Origin of the sequence: Streptomyces sp. NPDC127106, from assembly GCF_042677605.1 — a bacterium.
Classification (GTDB): domain Bacteria; phylum Actinomycetota; class Actinomycetes; order Streptomycetales; family Streptomycetaceae; genus Streptomyces.
This window is the reverse complement of sequence record NZ_JBHXTC010000042.1, coordinates 53356-71310: the sequence shown is the minus strand read 5'-3', so window position 1 is coordinate 71310 and position 17955 is coordinate 53356. Positions and strand designations below refer to the sequence as shown.

The 17955-nt window shown below is 74.2% G+C and carries 16 protein-coding genes; 5 read left to right on the top strand and 11 right to left on the bottom strand.

Annotated features, from left to right (window positions below; genetic code table 11):
• Nucleotides 1–419: 419 nt before the first annotated feature.
• From ACFVGY_RS27985 to ACFVGY_RS27965, 5 genes are all read right to left on the bottom strand, one after another.
• The gene (locus tag ACFVGY_RS27985) at nt 420–2735 is read right to left on the bottom strand and encodes a heavy metal translocating P-type ATPase (RefSeq protein ID WP_385681977.1); all 2316 of its coding nucleotides are present in this window, start codon (nt 2733–2735) and stop codon (nt 420–422) included.
• Between the two features lie 121 nt (nt 2736–2856).
• Complete coding sequence (locus tag ACFVGY_RS27980; protein ID WP_360627844.1) at nt 2857–3090, bottom strand: heavy-metal-associated domain-containing protein; 234 nt, start codon at nt 3088–3090, stop codon at nt 2857–2859.
• A 142-nt stretch (nt 3091–3232) separates the two neighbouring features.
• Nucleotides 3233–3430, bottom strand: coding sequence for a helix-turn-helix transcriptional regulator (locus tag ACFVGY_RS27975; protein ID WP_385681975.1), 198 nt, complete (start codon nt 3428–3430; stop codon nt 3233–3235).
• A gap of 308 nt (nt 3431–3738) precedes the next feature.
• The gene (locus tag ACFVGY_RS27970; protein WP_385681973.1) at nt 3739–4749 is read right to left on the bottom strand and encodes a Gfo/Idh/MocA family protein; all 1011 of its coding nucleotides are present in this window, start codon (nt 4747–4749) and stop codon (nt 3739–3741) included.
• Nucleotides 4750–4833: 84 nt separating this feature from the next.
• A complete protein-coding gene (locus tag ACFVGY_RS27965; protein ID WP_385681971.1) occupies nt 4834–5748 on the bottom strand; it encodes a sugar phosphate isomerase/epimerase family protein in 915 nt (304 codons plus the stop codon).
• A gap of 81 nt (nt 5749–5829) precedes the next feature.
• Here ACFVGY_RS27965 and iolC point away from each other — a divergent pair, with 81 nt between their 5' ends.
• From iolC to ACFVGY_RS27945, 4 genes are read left to right on the top strand one after another with little or no spacing between them, the layout of a single operon-like run.
• Nucleotides 5830–6738: a 5-dehydro-2-deoxygluconokinase gene (iolC, locus tag ACFVGY_RS27960; protein ID WP_385681989.1), complete on the top strand. Its 909-nt coding sequence runs from the start codon at nt 5830–5832 to the stop codon at nt 6736–6738.
• Nucleotides 6735–7592: a 5-deoxy-glucuronate isomerase gene (gene iolB, locus ACFVGY_RS27955; protein WP_385681969.1), complete on the top strand. Its 858-nt coding sequence runs from the start codon at nt 6735–6737 to the stop codon at nt 7590–7592. The genes iolC and iolB overlap by 4 nt, the downstream gene beginning before the upstream one ends.
• Complete coding sequence (gene iolD / locus ACFVGY_RS27950; protein WP_385681967.1) at nt 7589–9457, top strand: 3D-(3,5/4)-trihydroxycyclohexane-1,2-dione acylhydrolase (decyclizing); 1869 nt, start codon at nt 7589–7591, stop codon at nt 9455–9457. Before iolB ends, iolD begins: the two co-directional genes overlap by 4 nt.
• Nucleotides 9458–9470: 13 nt before the next feature.
• Nucleotides 9471–10970, top strand: coding sequence for a CoA-acylating methylmalonate-semialdehyde dehydrogenase (locus tag ACFVGY_RS27945; protein WP_385681965.1), 1500 nt, complete (start codon nt 9471–9473; stop codon nt 10968–10970).
• A gap of 98 nt (nt 10971–11068) precedes the next feature.
• Here ACFVGY_RS27945 and ACFVGY_RS27940 read toward each other — a convergent pair whose 3' ends face one another.
• The 5 genes from ACFVGY_RS27940 to ACFVGY_RS27920 form a co-directional block, all read right to left on the bottom strand.
• Complete coding sequence (locus ACFVGY_RS27940) at nt 11069–12175, bottom strand: DUF916 domain-containing protein (protein ID WP_385681963.1); 1107 nt, start codon at nt 12173–12175, stop codon at nt 11069–11071.
• A gap of 156 nt (nt 12176–12331) precedes the next feature.
• Nucleotides 12332–13624 carry a hypothetical protein gene (locus tag ACFVGY_RS27935; protein ID WP_385681961.1) on the bottom strand — a complete coding sequence of 431 codons (1293 nt, stop codon included), beginning with the start codon at nt 13622–13624 and terminating at the stop codon, nt 12332–12334.
• A 188-nt stretch (nt 13625–13812) separates the two neighbouring features.
• On the bottom strand, nt 13813–15009 hold the full coding sequence (locus ACFVGY_RS27930; RefSeq protein WP_385681959.1) for a S8 family peptidase: 1197 nt from the start codon (nt 15007–15009) through the stop codon (nt 13813–13815).
• Nucleotides 15010–15089: 80 nt separating this feature from the next.
• The gene (locus ACFVGY_RS27925) at nt 15090–15503 is read right to left on the bottom strand and encodes a GNAT family N-acetyltransferase (protein WP_385681957.1); all 414 of its coding nucleotides are present in this window, start codon (nt 15501–15503) and stop codon (nt 15090–15092) included.
• Nucleotides 15504–15724: 221 nt separating this feature from the next.
• Complete coding sequence (locus ACFVGY_RS27920) at nt 15725–16432, bottom strand: 4'-phosphopantetheinyl transferase family protein (protein ID WP_385681955.1); 708 nt, start codon at nt 16430–16432, stop codon at nt 15725–15727.
• A gap of 72 nt (nt 16433–16504) precedes the next feature.
• Here ACFVGY_RS27920 and ACFVGY_RS27915 point away from each other — a divergent pair, with 72 nt between their 5' ends.
• Entirely contained in the window at nt 16505–17272 is a 768-nt protein-coding gene (locus tag ACFVGY_RS27915; protein WP_385681953.1) for an alpha/beta fold hydrolase, read from the top strand.
• Here ACFVGY_RS27915 and ACFVGY_RS27910 read toward each other — a convergent pair.
• Nucleotides 17269–17832 (bottom strand): hypothetical protein, encoded by a 564-nt coding sequence (locus tag ACFVGY_RS27910; RefSeq protein ID WP_385681951.1) that lies wholly within the window; start codon nt 17830–17832, stop codon nt 17269–17271. The two genes, ACFVGY_RS27915 and ACFVGY_RS27910, sit on opposite strands and share 4 nt — an antisense overlap.
• Nucleotides 17833–17955 lie beyond the last annotated feature (123 nt).

Here is a 17955-nt window from a genome sequence, read left to right as displayed (position 1 = left end):
CGGGGGGGCCGGCGCGCGGGGGCGGCGGTGGGGGGGGGGCCGGGGCCCGGCGCCCCCCCCACGCCCGCCCCGGCTCACCCCCCGGGGGGGGGCGGCCGGGGCCGCTTTTCCTATCCCCGGCACCGGATTCCCCCCACGGGATCCGAGCCGGGGTGTCGGCGAGGAGCGCAGGCCGGCTGCGCTCCGGTCGGGTGTCTGCCGGGACCCGTACGGGTCGGGAGGGCCGCTCAAAGCACCCCGTTGAGCACGCGTCCCGGCCGGCCGATGCCACGGATGTCCCCCAAGACCCCCGTCGAACGTCCCCCAAGACGTTCCGGCATCGCCCCATTAGACCCACTGCGGGGCCCAATGGTTACGTTGCCATCGCTGTGATCTGCGTCTCCTGTGAAGGAAGTGTGCGCAGAGTGAGGAGAGGCGCCCTAGCGGAAGGATCGCAGACGCAGGCTGTTCGTCACCACGAAAACCGAGGAGAAAGCCATCGCGGCCCCTGCGATCATCGGGTTGAGCAGGCCGGCCGCGGCGAGCGGCAGGGCCGCCACGTTGTAGCCGAAGGCCCAAAACAGGTTGCCCTTGATGGTGCCGAGAGTTCGGCGGGAGAGCCGGATCGCGTCGGCCGCGACCCGCAGGTCCCCGCGGACCAGGGTCAGGTCGCTCGCCTCGATGGCGGCGTCCGTGCCGGTGCCCATGGCCAGGCCCAGATCGGCCTGGGCGAGTGCGGCCGCGTCGTTGACGCCGTCGCCGACCATGGCGACCGTACGCCCCTCGGCCTGGAGACGGCGTACGACGTCGGCCTTGTCCTGCGGGAGCACCTCGGCGATCACCTCGTCGATGCCCACCTCGCGGGCCACCGTCTCGGCCACGGCCTTGTTGTCGCCGGTCAGCAGGACCGGGGTGAGGCCGAGCGCCCGCAGCCGCGAGACCGCCTCCTTGCTGGTGTCCTTGACCGCGTCGGCCACCGTGAGGACCCCGCGCGCCGCACCGTCCCAGGCCACGAGGACGGCGGTGCTGCCCTCTGCCTCGGCGGCCGCCTTGGCCTCGGCGAGGCCGTCCGGCAGCGGGATCGACCGGTCGGCGAGCAACTGGGGGCGGCCCACCAGGACCGCGTGGCCCTCCACGACGCCCTGCACGCCGAGGCCGGCGAGGCTCTCGAAGGACTCCGGGACCGGCAGGGCGCCCACCGCCGTCGCCGCGCCCGCGGCGACGGCCCGGCCGATCGGGTGCTCGGAGGCGTGCTCGAGCGAGCCGGCGAGGCGCAGCAGCTCGGCCTCGTCCGTGCCCTCGGCGGGGTGGACGTCGGCCAGCGCCATCCGGCCCGTGGTGACCGTTCCGGTCTTGTCGAGGACCACGGTGTCGACGCGGCGGGTGGACTCCAGCACCTCGGGCCCCTTGATCAGGATGCCCAGCTGGGCGCCGCGGCCGGTGCCGACCATCAGCGCGGTGGGGGTGGCGAGGCCCAGGGCGCAGGGGCAGGCGATGATCAGTACGGCCACTGCGGCGGTGAAGGCGGCCGTGGCGCTGCTGGTGATCAGCAGCCAGGTGACCCAGGTGCCGAGGGTCAGGAGCAGGACGACGGGGACGAAGATCCCGGAGATCCGGTCGGCGAGGCGCTGCACCTCGGCCTTGCCGTTCTGCGCCTCCTCGACGAGCTTGGCCATGCGGGCGAGCTGGGTGTCGGCGCCGATCCGGGTGGCCTCGACGACGAGGCGGCCGGAGGCGTTGACGGTGGCGCCGGTGACGGAGTCCCCGACCCCGGTCTCCACCGGGACCGACTCGCCGGTCAGCATCGAGGCGTCCACGGCGGAGCTGCCCTCGACGACGGTCCCGTCGGTGGCGATCTTCTCGCCGGGGCGGACGACGAACCGGTCGCCGACCGCGAGGGCGCTCACCGGGATCCGTACCTCGCGGCCACCGCGCAGCACGGCGACGTCCTTCGCGCCGAGCTCCATCAGGGCCTTGAGCGCTGCGCCCGCCTTCCGCTTCGAACGGGCCTCCAGATAGCGGCCGAGCAGGATGAAGCTGACGACGCCGGCGGCGACCTCCAGGTAGATGGTGGAGGAGCCGTCGGTGCGGGAGATCGTGAAGTCGAAGCCGTGGCGCATGCCCGGCATTCCGGCGTGGCCGAAGAACAGGGCCCACAGGGACCAGGCGAAGGCAGCGAGGGTGCCGACGGAGACGAGGGTGTCCATGGTGGCGGCCCCGTGCCGGGCATTGGTCCAGGCGGCCCGGTGGAAGGGCAGCGCGCCCCAGACGACCACGGGCGCGGCGAGCGCCAGGGAGAGCCACTGCCAGTTGTCGAACTGGAGGGCCGGGACCATGGCGAGCAGGACGACGGGCAGCGAGAGCGCGGCGGAGACCAGCAGCCGCTCGCGCAGGGCGGCCGTCTCGGGGTCCGCCGCCCGCTTCGGCGCCTCGGCCCCAGCCTCAGCCTCCGCTTCCGCTTGGGTCGCGGGCAGCGGCGGCGGGGGCTCCTCGGCGGTGTACCCGGTCTTGACGACGGTCGCGATCAGGTCGGCCACCGTGGTGGCGGGGCCGTAGGAGATCCGGGCCTTCTCGGTGGCGTAGTTCACCGTGGCGCTGACGCCGTCCATCCGGTTGAGCTTCTTCTCGATGCGGGCCGCGCAGGAGGCGCAGGTCATCCCGCCGATCGTCAGCTCGACCTCGGTGGTGTCGGCGGGCGCCGCCGCTATGGGTCCGTCGTGCACCGTACTGCTGCTCGTACTCGTGCTCATGCTCATGATCCGGCTCCAAGGGGGATCCGGGCCGTACGGATCCAGTATGAGCTGGAGGTACGGCCCGGTCGGGTGCTGCGCAGTGCTGGAGGGTGCTGGAGGTGCCGGCCGCGGAGGGCCGGAGGCCTCAGGCGCGGCCGGCGAACTCGTAGCCGGCCTCGTCCACGGCGGCGCGGACGTCCTCGTCGGCGAGCGGCGTCCCGGAGACCACGGTGACCTCGCCGGTCGCTGCGACGGCCTTGACCGAGGTGACGCCCGGCAGGGCGGAGAGCTCGCTGGTCACCGCGCCCTCGCAGTGGCCGCAGGTCATGCCCGTCACCCGGTAGACGGTGGTGGTCCGGGTGTCCGTCTCGGCGGTCATGTCGTTCTCCTCTTCGAAGGTGCGTCCGGTGCTGCCGGAAGGGGGGCAGCGCGGGGGCTGTCACTCCACCGTCCTCCCGACACCCAGAGACTATACCCCCAGGGGGTATGAATGCGAGAGGTGTCGGCGTTTTCCGGGGCGGTCAGGTGTCGCGGCGCCGATTGCCGGGGCGGCGGGCCGCCCACGCCCGGACCGTGTCGGCGTACCAGTAGGGCTTGCCGCCCTCGACGTGGTCGGGCGGGGGCAGCAGTCCGTGCTTGCGGTACGAGCGGACCGAGTCCGGCTGGACCCGGATATGGGCGGCGATCTCCTTGTACGTCCACAGCTGTCCGTCGCTCATCCACGACACCTCCCTCGTCCACGTGGCGGGCCGGCCGGGAGGCCGTCGGGGGAGCCGGCGCGTGGACACAGACGATCGCTCGGGTTGTGCCCGGGGAACGACGGAGTGTGACGACGGGGGAGGGGTTGTCGAAAGCCTGTGACGGAAAATCGGCGTGATGCGGACATGCGTGATCCGCGGGGGACTCCTGTGACGGGTGAGGCTTCCGGGATGCCCGCGGGATCCCCCGGGGACGCCCTCACGGGACACCCCCAGGGGGCGGCCCCGGCCTACGGGAAGCCGGCCCGCGAGGCCGGGGGCGCCGCCGCTCAGCGGTACAGGGCCGGCCGCTCCACCAACTCCACCGGGGTCCGGACTCCGCTGCGCCCGGCCGCGATCCCGGCCTCGCAGACGGCCGCCGCGGCGTAGCCGTCCCACGCGCCGGGTCCGGCCACCCCGCCCCGCGCGGCCGCCGCCACCCACCGCCGCAGCTGGCGGTCGTACGCGTCGGCGAAGCGCACGGTGAAGTCCTGCGGGATCGCGCCGGAGCGGGCGCCCGCCCGGCGGACGGTCATCGCCCGGGGCTCGCCGATGGAGGCGCTGCCCGACTCGCCGACCGCCTCGCACCGGACCTCGTAACCGAAGCCGCAGTTGACGAAGACCTCCACGTCGACGAGGACCCCGCCGGAGGTCTCCATCAGCACGAACCGCGGATCGTGCAGCTCCGGCGGGGCCGCCGAGGTCGGAGGCGGGGAGAACACCGACACCGCGGCGATCTCCTCCCCCAGCAGCCAGCGGGTCGCATCGACCTCGTGCACCAGCGAGTCGTTGATCAGGCTGTCGCTGGTGAAGAAGGGCAGGGAGACGGCGTTGCGGTGCCGGCAGTGCAGGAACAGCGGTCGGCCGATCCCGCCCGCGTCCAGCAGCCCTTTGAGCTCCTCGTACTCCGCGTCGTACCGCCGCATGAACCCCACCTGGACCAGCCGCCTGCCCAGCCGCTGCTCGGCCTCCATCACGCGCAGCGCCCCCGCCGTGTCCGGGGTCATCGGTTTCTCGCACAGCACCGGGAGCCCCCGCTCCAGGGCGAGCCCGATGGCCTCCTCGTGGGCCGGCCCGGGGGAGGCGATCAGGACGGCCTGCACCCCCGGCGCGGCGATCGCGGCCGCCGCGTCCGTGTGGGCGCTCGCCCCGTCCAGGCCGGCCGTGACCTCCTTGGCCCGGTCGCCGTCCGGGTCGGCCACGGCCGCCACCCGGGCGCCACCGACCGTCCGCCCGATCCGGCGGGCGTGGTCGGTGCCCATCTTCCCGGCCCCGATGAGGGCGATGCCGAGCGTGCTCATGTCGTGTGTCCTCCAGGCGGGTGGTCAGCGGTCAGCAGGCGGGTGGTCAGCGGGTCAGCGGGTCAGTGGTCAGCGGTCGGGTGGTCAGCGGGCGCCGCAGGAGCGCAGGTAGGCGCGGGTGCGGCGGGCGATGGGCAGCGGCCGGTCGGGCGGGCAGGGGTACATGTCCTGCTCCACGATGGCGAACAGGTCCACACCGAGCCGCTGGGCGGCGGCGAGCACCGGCTCCAGCGCGGGCACCCCCGCCGGCGGCTCGCACATCACCCCCCGCGCCACCGCCGGGCCGAACGCCAGCTGCTCCGCGAGGACTTCGGTGAGGATCCGCGGATCGACCTGCTTCAGGTGCAGGTAGCCGATCCGCTCGCCGAACGTCTCGATCGCCTGGACGCTGTCGCCGCCGCAGTACGCGTAGTGCCCGGTGTCCAGGCAGAGGGAGACCAGCTCCGGGTCGGTGGCGTCCAGGAAGCGGGCCACGTTCTCGGGGCTGTCGAGGTGCGTGTCGGCATGCGGGTGGACCACGATCCGCAGCCCGTGACGGTCCCGCACCTCCCGGCCCAGCCGCTCGGTCTGCGTGGTCAGTTCACGCCATTGGGCGGCGCTGAGCACCCGGTCCTCCAGCACCTTGCCGGTCTTGTCGTCCCGCCAGAAGGAGGGGATGACGACCAGGTGCTCCGCGCCCATGGCCCGGGTCAGCGCCGCGATCCGCGACACGTGCTCCCAGGTCTCCTCCCACACGGCGGGCCCGTGATGGAGTCCGGTGAAGACGGTGCCCGCGCTGACGCGCAGGCCCCGCCTTCCGGTCTCGTCGGTGAGGCGGGCGGGATCGGTGGGGAGGTAGCCGTACGGGCCGAGCTCGATCCACTCGTAGCCGGCCCCGGCGACCTCGTCGAGGAAGCGGTCCCACGGCGTCTGCTGCGGATCGTCGGGAAACCAGACACCCCACGAGTCCGGAGCCGAACCGACACGGATACGGGTCAACGCGGGCGGGGAGGACGTCATGACGGCCACCTTAGGGTGCGGGACGAGCGGGAGGACTGGCCTGTGACCACAGCGGAGGATGTCGTGTTCGACCTCATCACCATGGGGCGGATCGGGGTGGATCTCTACCCGCTCAGAACGGGCGTACCGCTCGCGGAGGTGGACACCTTCGGGAAGTTCCTCGGCGGCTCGCCCGCCAACGTGGCCGTCGCGGCCGCCCGGTTGGGCCGGCGCACCGCGCTGATCAGCAGGACCGGCGCGGACCCGTTCGGGACGTACCTGCGGGCCGAGCTGCGGCGGTTCGGGGTCGACGACCGCTGGGTGACCGAAGTGGCCGCCCACCCCACCCCCCTGACGTTCTGCGAACTGTTCCCGCCGGACCGCTTCCCCCTGTACTTCTACCGCCTGCCGAAGGCGCCGGACCTGGAGATCGGGCCCGACGACCTGGACCGGGCCGCACTGCGGGCGGCACGGGTGCTCTGGATGACGGGCACGGGCCTGAGCGCGCAGCCGAGCCGGGCCGCCACGCTGGCCGCGCTCGAAGCCCGGGCCAAGGCCGGGATCACCGTCTTCGACCTGGACTGGCGGCCGATGCTGTGGGAGGAGGACCCGGCGAAGCCCTACGCACAGGCCCTGGGCCTGGCCACGGTGGCCGTCGGCAACACGCAGGAGTGCGAGGTCGCGACCGGCGAGTCCGACCCGCACGCGGCGGCGCGGGCGCTGCTGGCCGCCGGGGTCGAGCTGGCCGTGGTCAAGCGGGGCCCCGACGGCGTCCTGGCCGTGCACCGTGACGGGACCGTGGCCGAGGCCGCCCCCGTGGAGGTGGAGGTGGTCAACGGGCTGGGCGCCGGCGACGCCTTCGGCGGCGCGCTCTGCCACGGCCTGCTGGCGGGCTGGGACCTGCCCCGGGTGCTCCGGTACGCGAACGCGGCCGGTGCGATCGTCGCCTCCCGGCTCGCCTGCTCGTCGGCGATGCCGTTCCCCGCCGAGATCGAGGAGGTGCTCGGGTGACGGCCGTCGCCGACCACGCGCTGCCGCACGCCCGGCTGCGCATCCTGTCCCTCGGCCCCGGCGGGACGTACGAGCACGAGGCGGGGGAGTGCGAATGGATCGTCCTGCCGCTCGCGGGCCCGGCGGCGGTCCACTGCACCTCCCCCGACCCGGCGTCGGCCGAGGACGGCACCGCCGTGTTCGAGCTGCGCGGCCGCGCCGGCGTCTTCGACGCCGTCAGCGACTTCGCGTACCTGCCGCGCGGCAGCCGCAGCAGCATCACCGCCCCGCGGGGAGGCCGGTTCGCGTTGGCCGGCGCCGTCTGCGAGCGGGTGCTGCCGGCCCGGTACGGTCCGGCCGCCGACGTCCCCGTCGAACTCCGCGGCGCCGGCCGGTGCTCCCGCCAGGTCAACAACTTCGCCGCCGCCGACGCCTTCGCCTGCGACCGGCTCATCGCGGTCGAGGTGCTCACCCCCGGCGGGAACTGGTCCTCGTACCCGCCGCACAAGCACGACGAGCACGAGCCGGGCCGGGAGTCCCGCCTGGAGGAGGTCTACTACTACGAGATCGCCCCGCACGGCGACACGCCCGGCCTCGGATACCAGCGTGTCAGCCCCTCCCCGGCCGGGAAGACCGACATCCTCGCCGAGGTGCGCACGGGCGACGCCGTCCTCATCCCGGACGGCTGGCACGGGCCGTCCATCGCCGCCCCCGGACACGACATGTACTACCTCAACGTGATGGCGGGACCGGACCGGGCACGGGAGTGGCTGATCCGGGACCACCCCGACCACGCCTGGATCCGGGACACCTGGCCCGGCCAGGACGTGGACCCCCGGCTGCCCTTCTACCGAGCGGAGGACCCGACCCGATGAGGCTCACCGTCGCCCAGGCCCTCGTCCGCTTCCTCACCCGTCAGTACACCGAGCGGGACGGCCGCCGCCGGCGGCTGGTCGCGGCCACCTGGGGGATCTTCGGACACGGGAACGTCGCCGGCATCGGTCAGGCCCTCCTGGAGACCGGCCGGCCGGACATGCCCTTCCTCCAGGGCCGCAACGAGCAGGCCATGGTGCACGCCGCCGTCGGCTACGCCCGCCACAGCGGCCGGCTCTCCGCGCACGCCGTCACCACCTCGATCGGCCCGGGCGCCACCAACCTGGTCACCGGCGCCGCCCTCGCCACCATCAACCGGATTCCCGTCCTCCTGCTGCCCGGCGACACCTTCGCCACCCGGCCCGCCGACCCCGTGCTCCAGCAGCTGGAGGTGCCCCACGCGGGCGACGTGTCCGTCAACGACACCCTGCGGCCGGTCTCCCGCCACTTCGACCGGATCACCCGCCCCGAGGCCCTCGTCCCGGCCGCCCTCCAGGCCATGCGGGTACTCGCCGACCCCGTGCAGACCGGCGCGGTCACCCTGGCCCTGCCGCAGGACGTCCAGACGGAGGCCTACGACTGGCCCGAGGAATTCTTCGCCGAGCGGGTGTGGACCGTACGCCGGCCCCGGCCCGGTACCGCCGAGCTGCACGCCGCCGCCGCGGCGGTCCGCGCAGCCCGCCGCCCCCTGCTGATCGCCGGCGGCGGCATCCACCACAGCGCCGCCGAGGACGCCCTGCGCGACTTCGCCGAGGCCACCGGCATCCCCGTCGCCGCCACCCAGGCCGGCAAGGGCGCGCTGCGCCACGACCACCCCGCCGAGGTGGGGGCCGTCGGCCACACCGGCACCGCCACCGCCGACGACCTGGCCCGCGCCGCCGACCTGGTCATCGCCGCCGGCACCCGGCTGACCGACTTCACCACCGCCTCGTCCACCCTCTTCCAGGACCCTGGGGTCCGCTTCCTCGGCCTCAACCTCGACCCGTACGACGCGCACAAACAGGCCGCACTGCCCCTCGTCGGCGACGCCCGCGAGAGCCTCGACGCCCTGCGCGCCGAGCTGGCCGGCCACCGGGTGGACCCCGCGTACGAGCAGACCTACCGCAAGGCCAAGACCTACTGGGGGGCCCTGGTCGACCAGGCCTTCCACGCCCCCGACGACGACGCCCGCCCCACCCAGGCCCAGGTCCTGGGAGCCCTCGACGCCCTGGTCGACGACACCGACGTGATCATCAACGCGGCCGGGTCGCTCCCCGGCGACCTGCACAAGCTCTGGCGGGCCCGCTCCCCGCACCAGTACCACGTCGAGTACGGCTACTCCTGCATGGGCTACGAGATCCCGGCCGCCCTCGGCGTCGCCCTCGCCGACCCCGGCCGGCCCGTGTGGGCGCTCGTCGGCGACGGCTCGTACCTGATGAACCCGACCGAGATCGTCACCGCGGTGCAGGAGGGCGTCCCGATCAAGGTGGTGATCCTCGACAACCACGGCTACGCCTCCATCGGCGGCCTCTCCGACGCCGTGGGCGGCGAGGGCTTCGGGACCGCGTACCGCTTCCGGGCGGGCGACGGCTCGTACACCGGACCGCCCCTGCCCGTGGACCTGGCGGCCAACGCCTCCTCCCTCGGCATGGCCGTGATCCGCGCCCACACCATCGGTGACCTGCGCAAAGCCCTCGCCGAGGCGCGGGACGCCGACCGTCCCACATGTGTCTACACACAGACCCGAACACCCGACACTGTGTCGGGCCCGCCCCCGGCACAGGCGTGGTGGGATGTTCCTGTGGCCGAGACCGCGACCCGTGCGGCAGCGGTCCGGGCCCGCGAGGAGTACGACCGGCAAGCCGCTCAGCGACGTCGCCATCTGTGAAGGAGCAAAGGCAATGAAGACCGTCAACCACTGGATCGGTGGCACGACCGTCGAGGGCGCGTCGGGCAACTACGGCCCGGTCACCGACCCCGCCACCGGCGAGGTCACCACCCAGGTCGCCCTCGCCTCCGCGGCCGAGGTCGACGCGGCCGTACGGGTCGCCAAGGAGGCCTTCCAGACCTGGGGCCAGTCCTCGCTGGCCGCCCGCACCAAGGTGCTCTTCGCCTACCGGGCCCTGCTCGACGCCCACCGCGACGAGATCGCCGAGCTGATCACCGCCGAGCACGGCAAGGTCCACTCGGACGCCCTCGGCGAGGTCGCCCGCGGCCTGGAGATCGTCGAGCTGGCCTGCGGGATCACCACGCAGCTCAAGGGCGAGCTGTCGACGTCCGTGTCGCACCGCGTCGACGTCGCCGCCATCCGCCAGCCGCTCGGCGTCGTCGCGGGCATCACCCCGTTCAACTTCCCGGCGATGGTGCCGATGTGGATGTTCCCGCTGGCCGTCGCCTGCGGCAACACCTTCGTCCTCAAGCCGAGCGAGAAGGACCCGTCGGCTGCGAACAAGCTGGCCGAGCTGGCCAAGGAGGCCGGCCTGCCGGACGGCGTGCTGAACGTGGTGCACGGCGACAAGGTCGCCGTCGACGCCCTGCTGGAGCACCCGGACGTGGCGGCCGTCTCCTTCGTCGGCTCCACCCCCATCGCCCGCTACATCCACACCACCGCGTCCACCCACGGCAAGCGCGTCCAGGCCCTGGGCGGCGCCAAGAACCACATGCTGGTGCTGCCCGACGCCGACCTGGACGCGGCCGCCGACGCCGCGGTCTCGGCGGCCTACGGCTCGGCCGGCGAGCGCTGCATGGCGATCTCCGCGGTCGTGGCCGTCGGCTCCATCGGCGACGCCCTCGTCGAGAAGATCCGCGAGCGCGCCGAGAAAATCAAGATCGGCCCGGGCAACGACCCCACGTCCGAGATGGGCCCGCTGATCACGGCCGCCCACCGCGACAAGGTCGCCTCGTACGTCAAGGGCGCCGCCGACCAGGGCGCCGAGGTGGTCCTCGACGGAACCGGCTACACGGTCGACGGCCACGAGAACGGCCACTGGATCGGCCTGTCCCTGCTCGACCACGTCCGGACCGACTCCGACGCCTACCGCGACGAGATCTTCGGCCCGGTGCTGTGCGTGCTGCGCACCGAGACCTACGAGGAGGGCGTGGCCCTCATCAACGCCTCGCCGTTCGGCAACGGCACCGCGATCTTCACCCGGGACGGCGGCGCCGCCCGCCGCTTCCAGCTGGAGATCCAGGCGGGCATGGTCGGCGTCAACGTGCCGATCCCGGTGCCGGTGGGGTACCACTCCTTCGGCGGCTGGAAGGACTCCCTCTTCGGCGACCACCACATCTACGGCAACGACGGCATCCACTTCTACACCCGGGGCAAGGTCGTCACGACCCGCTGGCCCGACCCCTCCGAGGCCCCGGCGGGCGTGGACCTCGGCTTCCCCCGCAACCACTGACCGCCCGGCGGGCAGGCTCCTGACACCCGCCCGCTGACGGAACCCGCCACCCGCGCGAACCCCCGGCCGCCCCCCCCGCGGACGGGGGTTCGCGCGGTTCAGCGGGTCGGGGCCGGGTCCGCGGCGGGGGCGGAGTCGGGGTCGGGGTCGAGGTCGAGGCCCGGGGCGGGTGTGCTGCGGCGGCGGTGCAGGGTGCGGGCGGTGACGGCCGCGGCCGCGAGCAGCAGGAGCAGGGCCAGCGCCGGCCACGGCACGGCGGTGAACCGTACGACGGACTCCGCGGCCAGGTCCGGGTGGGCCGCCGCCCCCGCGGAGACCCTGACGGTGACCCGGTCCGACTGCGGGGCGTCCGGCCAGGGCTCCGTCAGCCCGATCCGCTGTCCCGGCAGCAGCACCAGCCGCTGCTCGCGGGCCGGCCGGTCCAGCACGGTGCGGCCGAACAGCCCCTCGGCCCTGACCGCCACCCGCGGCTCGATCACCACGTTGCCACGGTTGACCAGGGCGTACGAGACCGTGGCGCGGGCCTTGCGCACCCACGGCAGCAGGGGCGCGGACCGCCGCACCCGCACGTCCTCCACGCTCAGCCCGGGCGCCAGCGGTCCCGGGACGCGGAAGTACAGCCGGGCGCCGACCTGCCGCTTGACCCCGACCTGCACCTTGCCGTCCTGCTGGATGCCCTCGACCTCGGTGCCGAGGGCGACGATCCCGCCGACGTGGTCGCCCGGGGCCGCGTCCTGCGGGACCCGCACGGTGAACGGGAGGTCCAGGCGGCCCCGGGCCGGCACGGTGACGGTGCTCGCGGCCTGCGGCGCCAGTGCGACCCACGCGCCGACGTCCCTGGGCGTGCGGTCCGCGGGCAGCAGGGCGAAGGCGCCGCCGACGGGGGTGTTCACGGCGTCGGTGGCGAAGACCCGGAACGTCCGCTCCCGGTCGGAGGAGTTCACGATCGTCACGCTGTCGCTGATGGTGGTGCCCGCCACCCCCTGGTGGAAGAAGTAGGCGCGGTCGGTCACCGCGGCGCCGGCCGGCGGCGTCGGGAACACGCCCCAGGTGCCGTTGTCCGCGGCCGCGGCCGGGTGCGGCTGGGCGGCGGGCAGGAGCAGTGCCGTGAGCAGGAGCAGCAGGCCGAGGAGCGGGCGGGACGGGCCGGACGGGCCGGGCGGGCCGGGCGGGCCGGGTGGGGACGTGCGGGTGCGGCGGCGCATGGGCTCTCCCGTCGGCGGTGGCGGATGCGGGATACGAGGTGCGGGATGCGGGACGCGGGACGCGGGACGCGGGATGCGGATGCGGATGCGGGGGTGGTGCAGCGCGCTTCGGGGCGCCGCACCACCCCCGGACCGGAGCCGGTCGGGTGTTGCCGGTCAGGCGATCGAGAACGTGACGACCGTCTGGTAGGTGTCGGCGAACATGAACGGCGGGAGCTGGATCATCCCGGCGCCCCCGACGGCGAACTCACCGCCGGTCAGCTCGTCGCCGCCGGCCGCCTGCGAGGCCACCTTCATCGGCGTGTCGGTGATCGCGCCCGGCGCGCCCGCGGTGCACGTGCTCGGGCTGTCCGGGTTCGTCACGGTGCAGGACGGCTGGATGCCGAGCTGCGCCTTCGCCATCGAGTGCCCGGTCGTCTGGTTCAGGAACGGCGTACGGGTCGCCGTCACGTCCCAGCCGAGCGTGCCGCCGCGGAAGTCCTGGACGGTGGCGGCGTTGAAGACGCCGACGACCGACTGGGACTTGCCGTTGATGGTGACGGAGGGGAAGGAGACGGCCGGCTGCCCGTCCTTGGGGCCGAGCGCGAGCGGGCCGGGCAGGACCTCTATGTCGATCGGGTTCTTCACGCCCGCCTGCTCCTCCAGGAACACGAACGACTTGTACGGTGCGACCGAGCCGTCGATCTTGATGGCGTCGGCCTTCTTGGAGACGGTGACGGTGCAGGTCGCCGCGCCGGACGCGTCCGCCGTGCCGGAGCCCGTGTCGCCGGTCGCCGCGCCCGCCAGCAGTGCGGAACAGGTGACCGGCCCCGCCGGGAAGTTGGCGCCGTTCACGACGACCGCGGTGCCGGCCCCGCCGCTGTTCGGCGTCAGCCTGGTGGTGACCGGATCCTTGGGCAGGGCCTCGACGGCGACGGAACCGAGGCTGGCGCTGGGCCGGGGCGCCGGGGTGCAGGTCGTGGTGAAGACCGAGCCGCTCAGGTCCGCGTCCGTGACGGCCAGGTCGAGCTTGACGTCGACCGAGGTGCCCTCGCTGCCGTCGGGGATCCGGACGGTTCCGGAGAACGGCTTGGGGTCGAGCGGGGTGCCGGCCACGACGCTGACGGTCTCGGGGGGACTGGTCACCACCTGCGTCGTCGCCCCGACCTTCAATGTGATCTTGGTGGTGTTCACCGTCGTCACGGAGAAGCCCGGGATCAGCGGGCTCGCACCCGGGTCGATGGTGATGGGCACGACATCGCCGGCCTTCGCGGTGTCGGGCAGGGTGACCGTGTAGTTCTGGGTTCCCGAGCCGTCCGGCTGCGGTGCCGGGGCGTCGCAGTTCTCGAAGACGGGGGTGGTCCTGGTGGCCGCCTGTGCCGTACCGGCCAGGCCCACCACGCCGCCCGTCAGCGCCAGGGACAGCGCGCCCACCCCGGCCAGCACTCTTCGTCGGAACGTTGTACTCACTGGGTCGCGACTCCTTCGTCAGACGAACCCCTCCCCCCACCCGCTGTGGGGAGGAGGCCGAGCCGGTGCGGTGGCCGACATTGACGCGTCACGGTCATGAGAAGTCAATGACTTCCTTTCGTCCGAAACACACAGAAATTGATGTCCCATCAGATCCGGTGCCATGGTGCCGCGGTGCCCGCGGCGGCTCACCCGGCCGCCGGGATGGTGAGCAGCCGGTCGGAGGTGCCGGCCGGGGCCCCGGTGATCCGGCCGCGCACGGCGCCCCGCAGCAGCGCGTCGGACACTGCGGCCGGGGTCTTCACCGTGCCGCCCGCGAGCCCCTCCGAGAGGAGCAGTGCGGCGACGCCGGCCACGTGCGGGGCGGCCATGGAGGTGCCGGAGGCGCGGGCGAGGGCGGTGGTGGAGCCCTTCCACGCGGAGACCACGGACACCCCGGGCGCGGAGAGGTCCACGCAGGAGCCGTAGTCGGAGAACGGGGCCCAGCGGTCGGCGGAGTCCGTCGCCCCCACGGTCAGCGCAGCGGGCGCGCCCGAGGGGGAGCCGGTGCAGGCGTTCGCGGCGGAGTTCCCCGCGGCCGCGGTGAACGTGATCCCGGCGGACACCGCCCGGGCGACGGCCGCGTCGAGGGCGTAGCTGCGGGTGCCGCCCATGCTCATGTTGGCGACGGCCGGGGTCGACGGGGCCTTCGCCGCGTCCTTCACCACCCACTCCAGGCCGCCGAGGATGGACGACAGGGTCGCCTCCCCGCGGCAGTTGGCGACCTTCACCCCGACCAGCGAGACCTCCTTCGCCACCCCGTACACCGACCCGCCCAGCGTCCCCGCGACGTGCGTGCCGTGGCCGTTGCAGTCTGCCGCACCCTCCAGGAAGACCCCGTTGTAGCCGGCCCGGGCCCGGCCCCCGAACTCCTCGTGGAGCGTGTTGATCCCGGAGTCCACGACGTACGCGGTGACGCCCCGGCCCGTGCCGCGGTACGTGTACGAGTCGTCCAGCGGGAGGTCCTGCTGGTCGATCCGGTCCAGCGGCCAGGGCGCCGGGCTCTGCGCCCCACTGATCCGGAACTCGGCGTCCGGCTCCACCGAGGCCACCCGTGGATCCGCCGCCAGGGCGGCGGCCCGCGCGGCGGTGGTGCGCAACGAGAAGCCGCTGAGCGCGGTGTCGTACACGGCCCCGACCTCGTCGCCGGCGTCCGCGGCCTCGGCGGCCACGGCGCGGGCGGCCGGGGCGCGCGGGGTGGTGTCCTTGAGGACCACGACGTAGGCGGCGGTGGCGGCTCCCGCGCGGGCGGAGGCGACGGCGGCTGAGGCTGAGGGGTGTGGGGGCAGGGCGGTGGCCGCCGCCAGCAGGGCGGTGGCCGGGAGCAGGGCGGTGAATGCGGTCATGCGCCGATGCTCGGCCAGGCGGGGGCCGGCCGCGCGGAGGGTGCGCCGACTGGCGGCACGACACGCCGCCGCCGGGGGAGTCAGCCCGACAGGGGCCAGCCGCGCATGGCGAAGACGCCCTCGTCGCGGCTGCCGGCGGCGGAGTAGGTGGCCAGGGCGGCCTCGTTGTCGGCGTCGACGCCCACCCACATGCCGTAGCAGCCGCGCGCCTTGGCCGCGTCGGCGAGCGCCTCGGTCAGGGCCCGGCCGATGCCGCGCCGGCGGTAGCCCTCGTCGACGGAGAGCTCGTACAGGCACATCTCGGTGCCCTTGTCGGGATGGCTCATTTCGACCCCGGTGACCATGCCGGCGGGGACGTCGTCGACGTACGCGATCAACATCAGGTGTCCCGGCGAGGAGAGGAAGCGCTCGGACCAGTCCAGGCGGACGGGTCCGTCGAAGAGGCCCTCCGCGGCCTGGAGTTCGGCGACGGTACGCGCGGGGCGGATGTCCATGGCGGTCACGATAACGGCCCTCGTGGGGAACGGGGCCGTTGACGCCGCCGCGGCGTGGCGGCCGCCTGCCGGGACGACCACCCCGGGCCCGGCCGTGCGGCGGGGTGCGGGGCCGGGCGTGGCTGCCCGTGCGGCCTGGTGGAGGGCCGGGCATGGCCGTGCGGCCTGGTGCGGCGCCGGGCGGGCCGGTGCGGCCGGGTGCGGGTGGGGGAGAGGGGCCGTCAGGCGGGCGTGCGGACGGCGAGGGCCGCCGCGTACCCGCCCGGGGCGGGAAGGTCCGTCAGGTGCCAGCCCGCCACCTCCGCCGGGGCGGAGCCGCTGCCCACGTACGGCTCGGCCACCCCCAGGGCCAGCCCGGTGCCCAGGCCCTTGAGGCAGGCCTCCTTGCGGGCCCACAGCCGGGCCAGCAGCATCTGCCGCTCCTCCTCGGGCGCGGCGGTCAGCTCCGCGGTCTCCGCAGGGTGCAACGTGCCCAGTACGTCGGCCACCGCCTGGGCACTCGGGTGCTTCTCGACATCGACACCGACGGGCACCGCCGCGAAGGCCAGGTACGCCAGGTCGTCGCTGTGCGAGAGCGAGAACTGTAGGCCGCCGCCGGCCACCGCCGGCCGGCCGTGCGGGGCGCCGCAGCACGGACACGTGTCCCGGACCAGGGTCACCTCCTCCGGGGCCGTCCCCAGGTAGCCGCCGAGCAGCACCCGCAGCCCGATGTGCGAGGCGAGGTACCGGTGGCGGTCGACGGGCCGCACGAACCGGGCGCTCCGGTCCCGCTCCTCCGCGTCCAGGAGGGCCAGCGCCTCCTCGACGCGGTGCCCGCCGACCACGTCGAGGGTCGTGTCGAGGGACCACACCGCCACGGCTGCTCCCGCGAGCGGCTCGCCGGTGCCCGGCGGCACGTCCCCGCCGAGCAGGTTCAGATGGGTACTCACCCGACGAGGGTAGACGAGGCAGGCCCCGTCCCGGTTAGGGTCGTCCGCGTCCAACGACCAAGGGAGCGCAGGGTGCGAAGTGCCGCCGTCACACCGGAAGATGACCGGATCCGCTGGGTCGAACTGCCCGGAGCCGAGCCCGCCCGGGTGTACGTGCACGGCCTCGGAGCGACCTCACCCGCCTACTTCACGGCGAGCGCCGTACACCCGCTGCTGGCCGGCCGGCGCTCCCTGCTGGTCGACCTGCTCGGGCATGGGCACAGCGACCGCCCCGAGCACTTCCCCTACACCCTCGAAGCGCACGCCGACGCCCTTGCCGCCGCCCTCGACGCGGCCGGTGTCGCCGACTCCGAGGTGATCGCCCACAGCATGGGCGGAGCCGTGGCCGTCGTGCTGGCCCACCGGCACCCCCGCCTGGTCTCCCGGCTGGTGCTCGTCGACGCCAACCTGGACCCCGTACCGGTCGTCCCCCGGACCACCGGCAGCAGCGGCATCGCCTCCTACACTGAGGAGGAGTTCCTGGCCGGCGGCTGGGCCGAGGTCCGCGACCGGGTGGGTGCGCACTGGTGGTCCACGATGCGGCTGGCCGGCCGCACCGCCCTGTACCGCTCCGCCGTCCACCTCGCGGCGGGCACGACCCCGACCATGCGGGAACTCCTGCTGGAGCTGAAGGTTCCGCGCACCTATCTCCTGCCCGAGGCCGACGGCCCCCTCGCCGGGGCCGAGGCGCTGGAGGCTGCCGGCGTCGCCGTGGTCCCCGTCCCGGACTGCGGGCACACCATCATGCTCGACAACCCGGAGGGCTTCGTCCGGGCCACCGCGGCCGCGCTGACGCGTTAGCGGGCCGCCGCGCCGACAGCGGCCGGGGCGGGCGCCTTCACCCCGGGGGAGAGGGTCCCGTCGGTCCAGGCGTAGACGCGCTTGCCGCGGACCGCCACCTGGTACTGGTGGACGTCCCGGCACTCGGGCCGCTCCTCGGCCCTGGTGTCGCGCGGCCACCACCGCGCGTCCAGCACCCGCCCGTGCAGCCGCTTCGGCACGCCGGTGGTGCACTGCGGCCCGTTCAGCGGGGTCGCGCCCAGCGTGAAGCGGATCAGGCGGGCTTCGCCGCTGCGGCGCGCGCGTATGCGTATGTCCGTGGCGTCCTTGGGCACCCAGGACGGCAGCGCCGATGCCGATGCCGATGCCGACGTCGGGTCGGTCTGCGTGTGCCCGGCGGGCCTGGGCGCATTGCCGGCGCGGGCGTCGGTGGCGGTCGCGTACCGCCTGCTCTTCTCCTTGAACACCTGGTCGTTGATCGAGTCGGTCACGGGGTTGGGCGGGAGGTGCGGCAGCGCGAAGGCGGCCGTGGCGAGGACTCCTGCGGTGGCGGTGGCGATGGCGAGGGGACGGCGCTTCATATGACCCAGTGTCGGCAGGATGCCCGAGATGCGCGTCCCTCCGCAGGACGAACGTCGGCTCTGTCTGAAGTCTGATGCCGAGTCGTACCTGAGGACGGGAACGACTACCGCACCCGGCCCGGC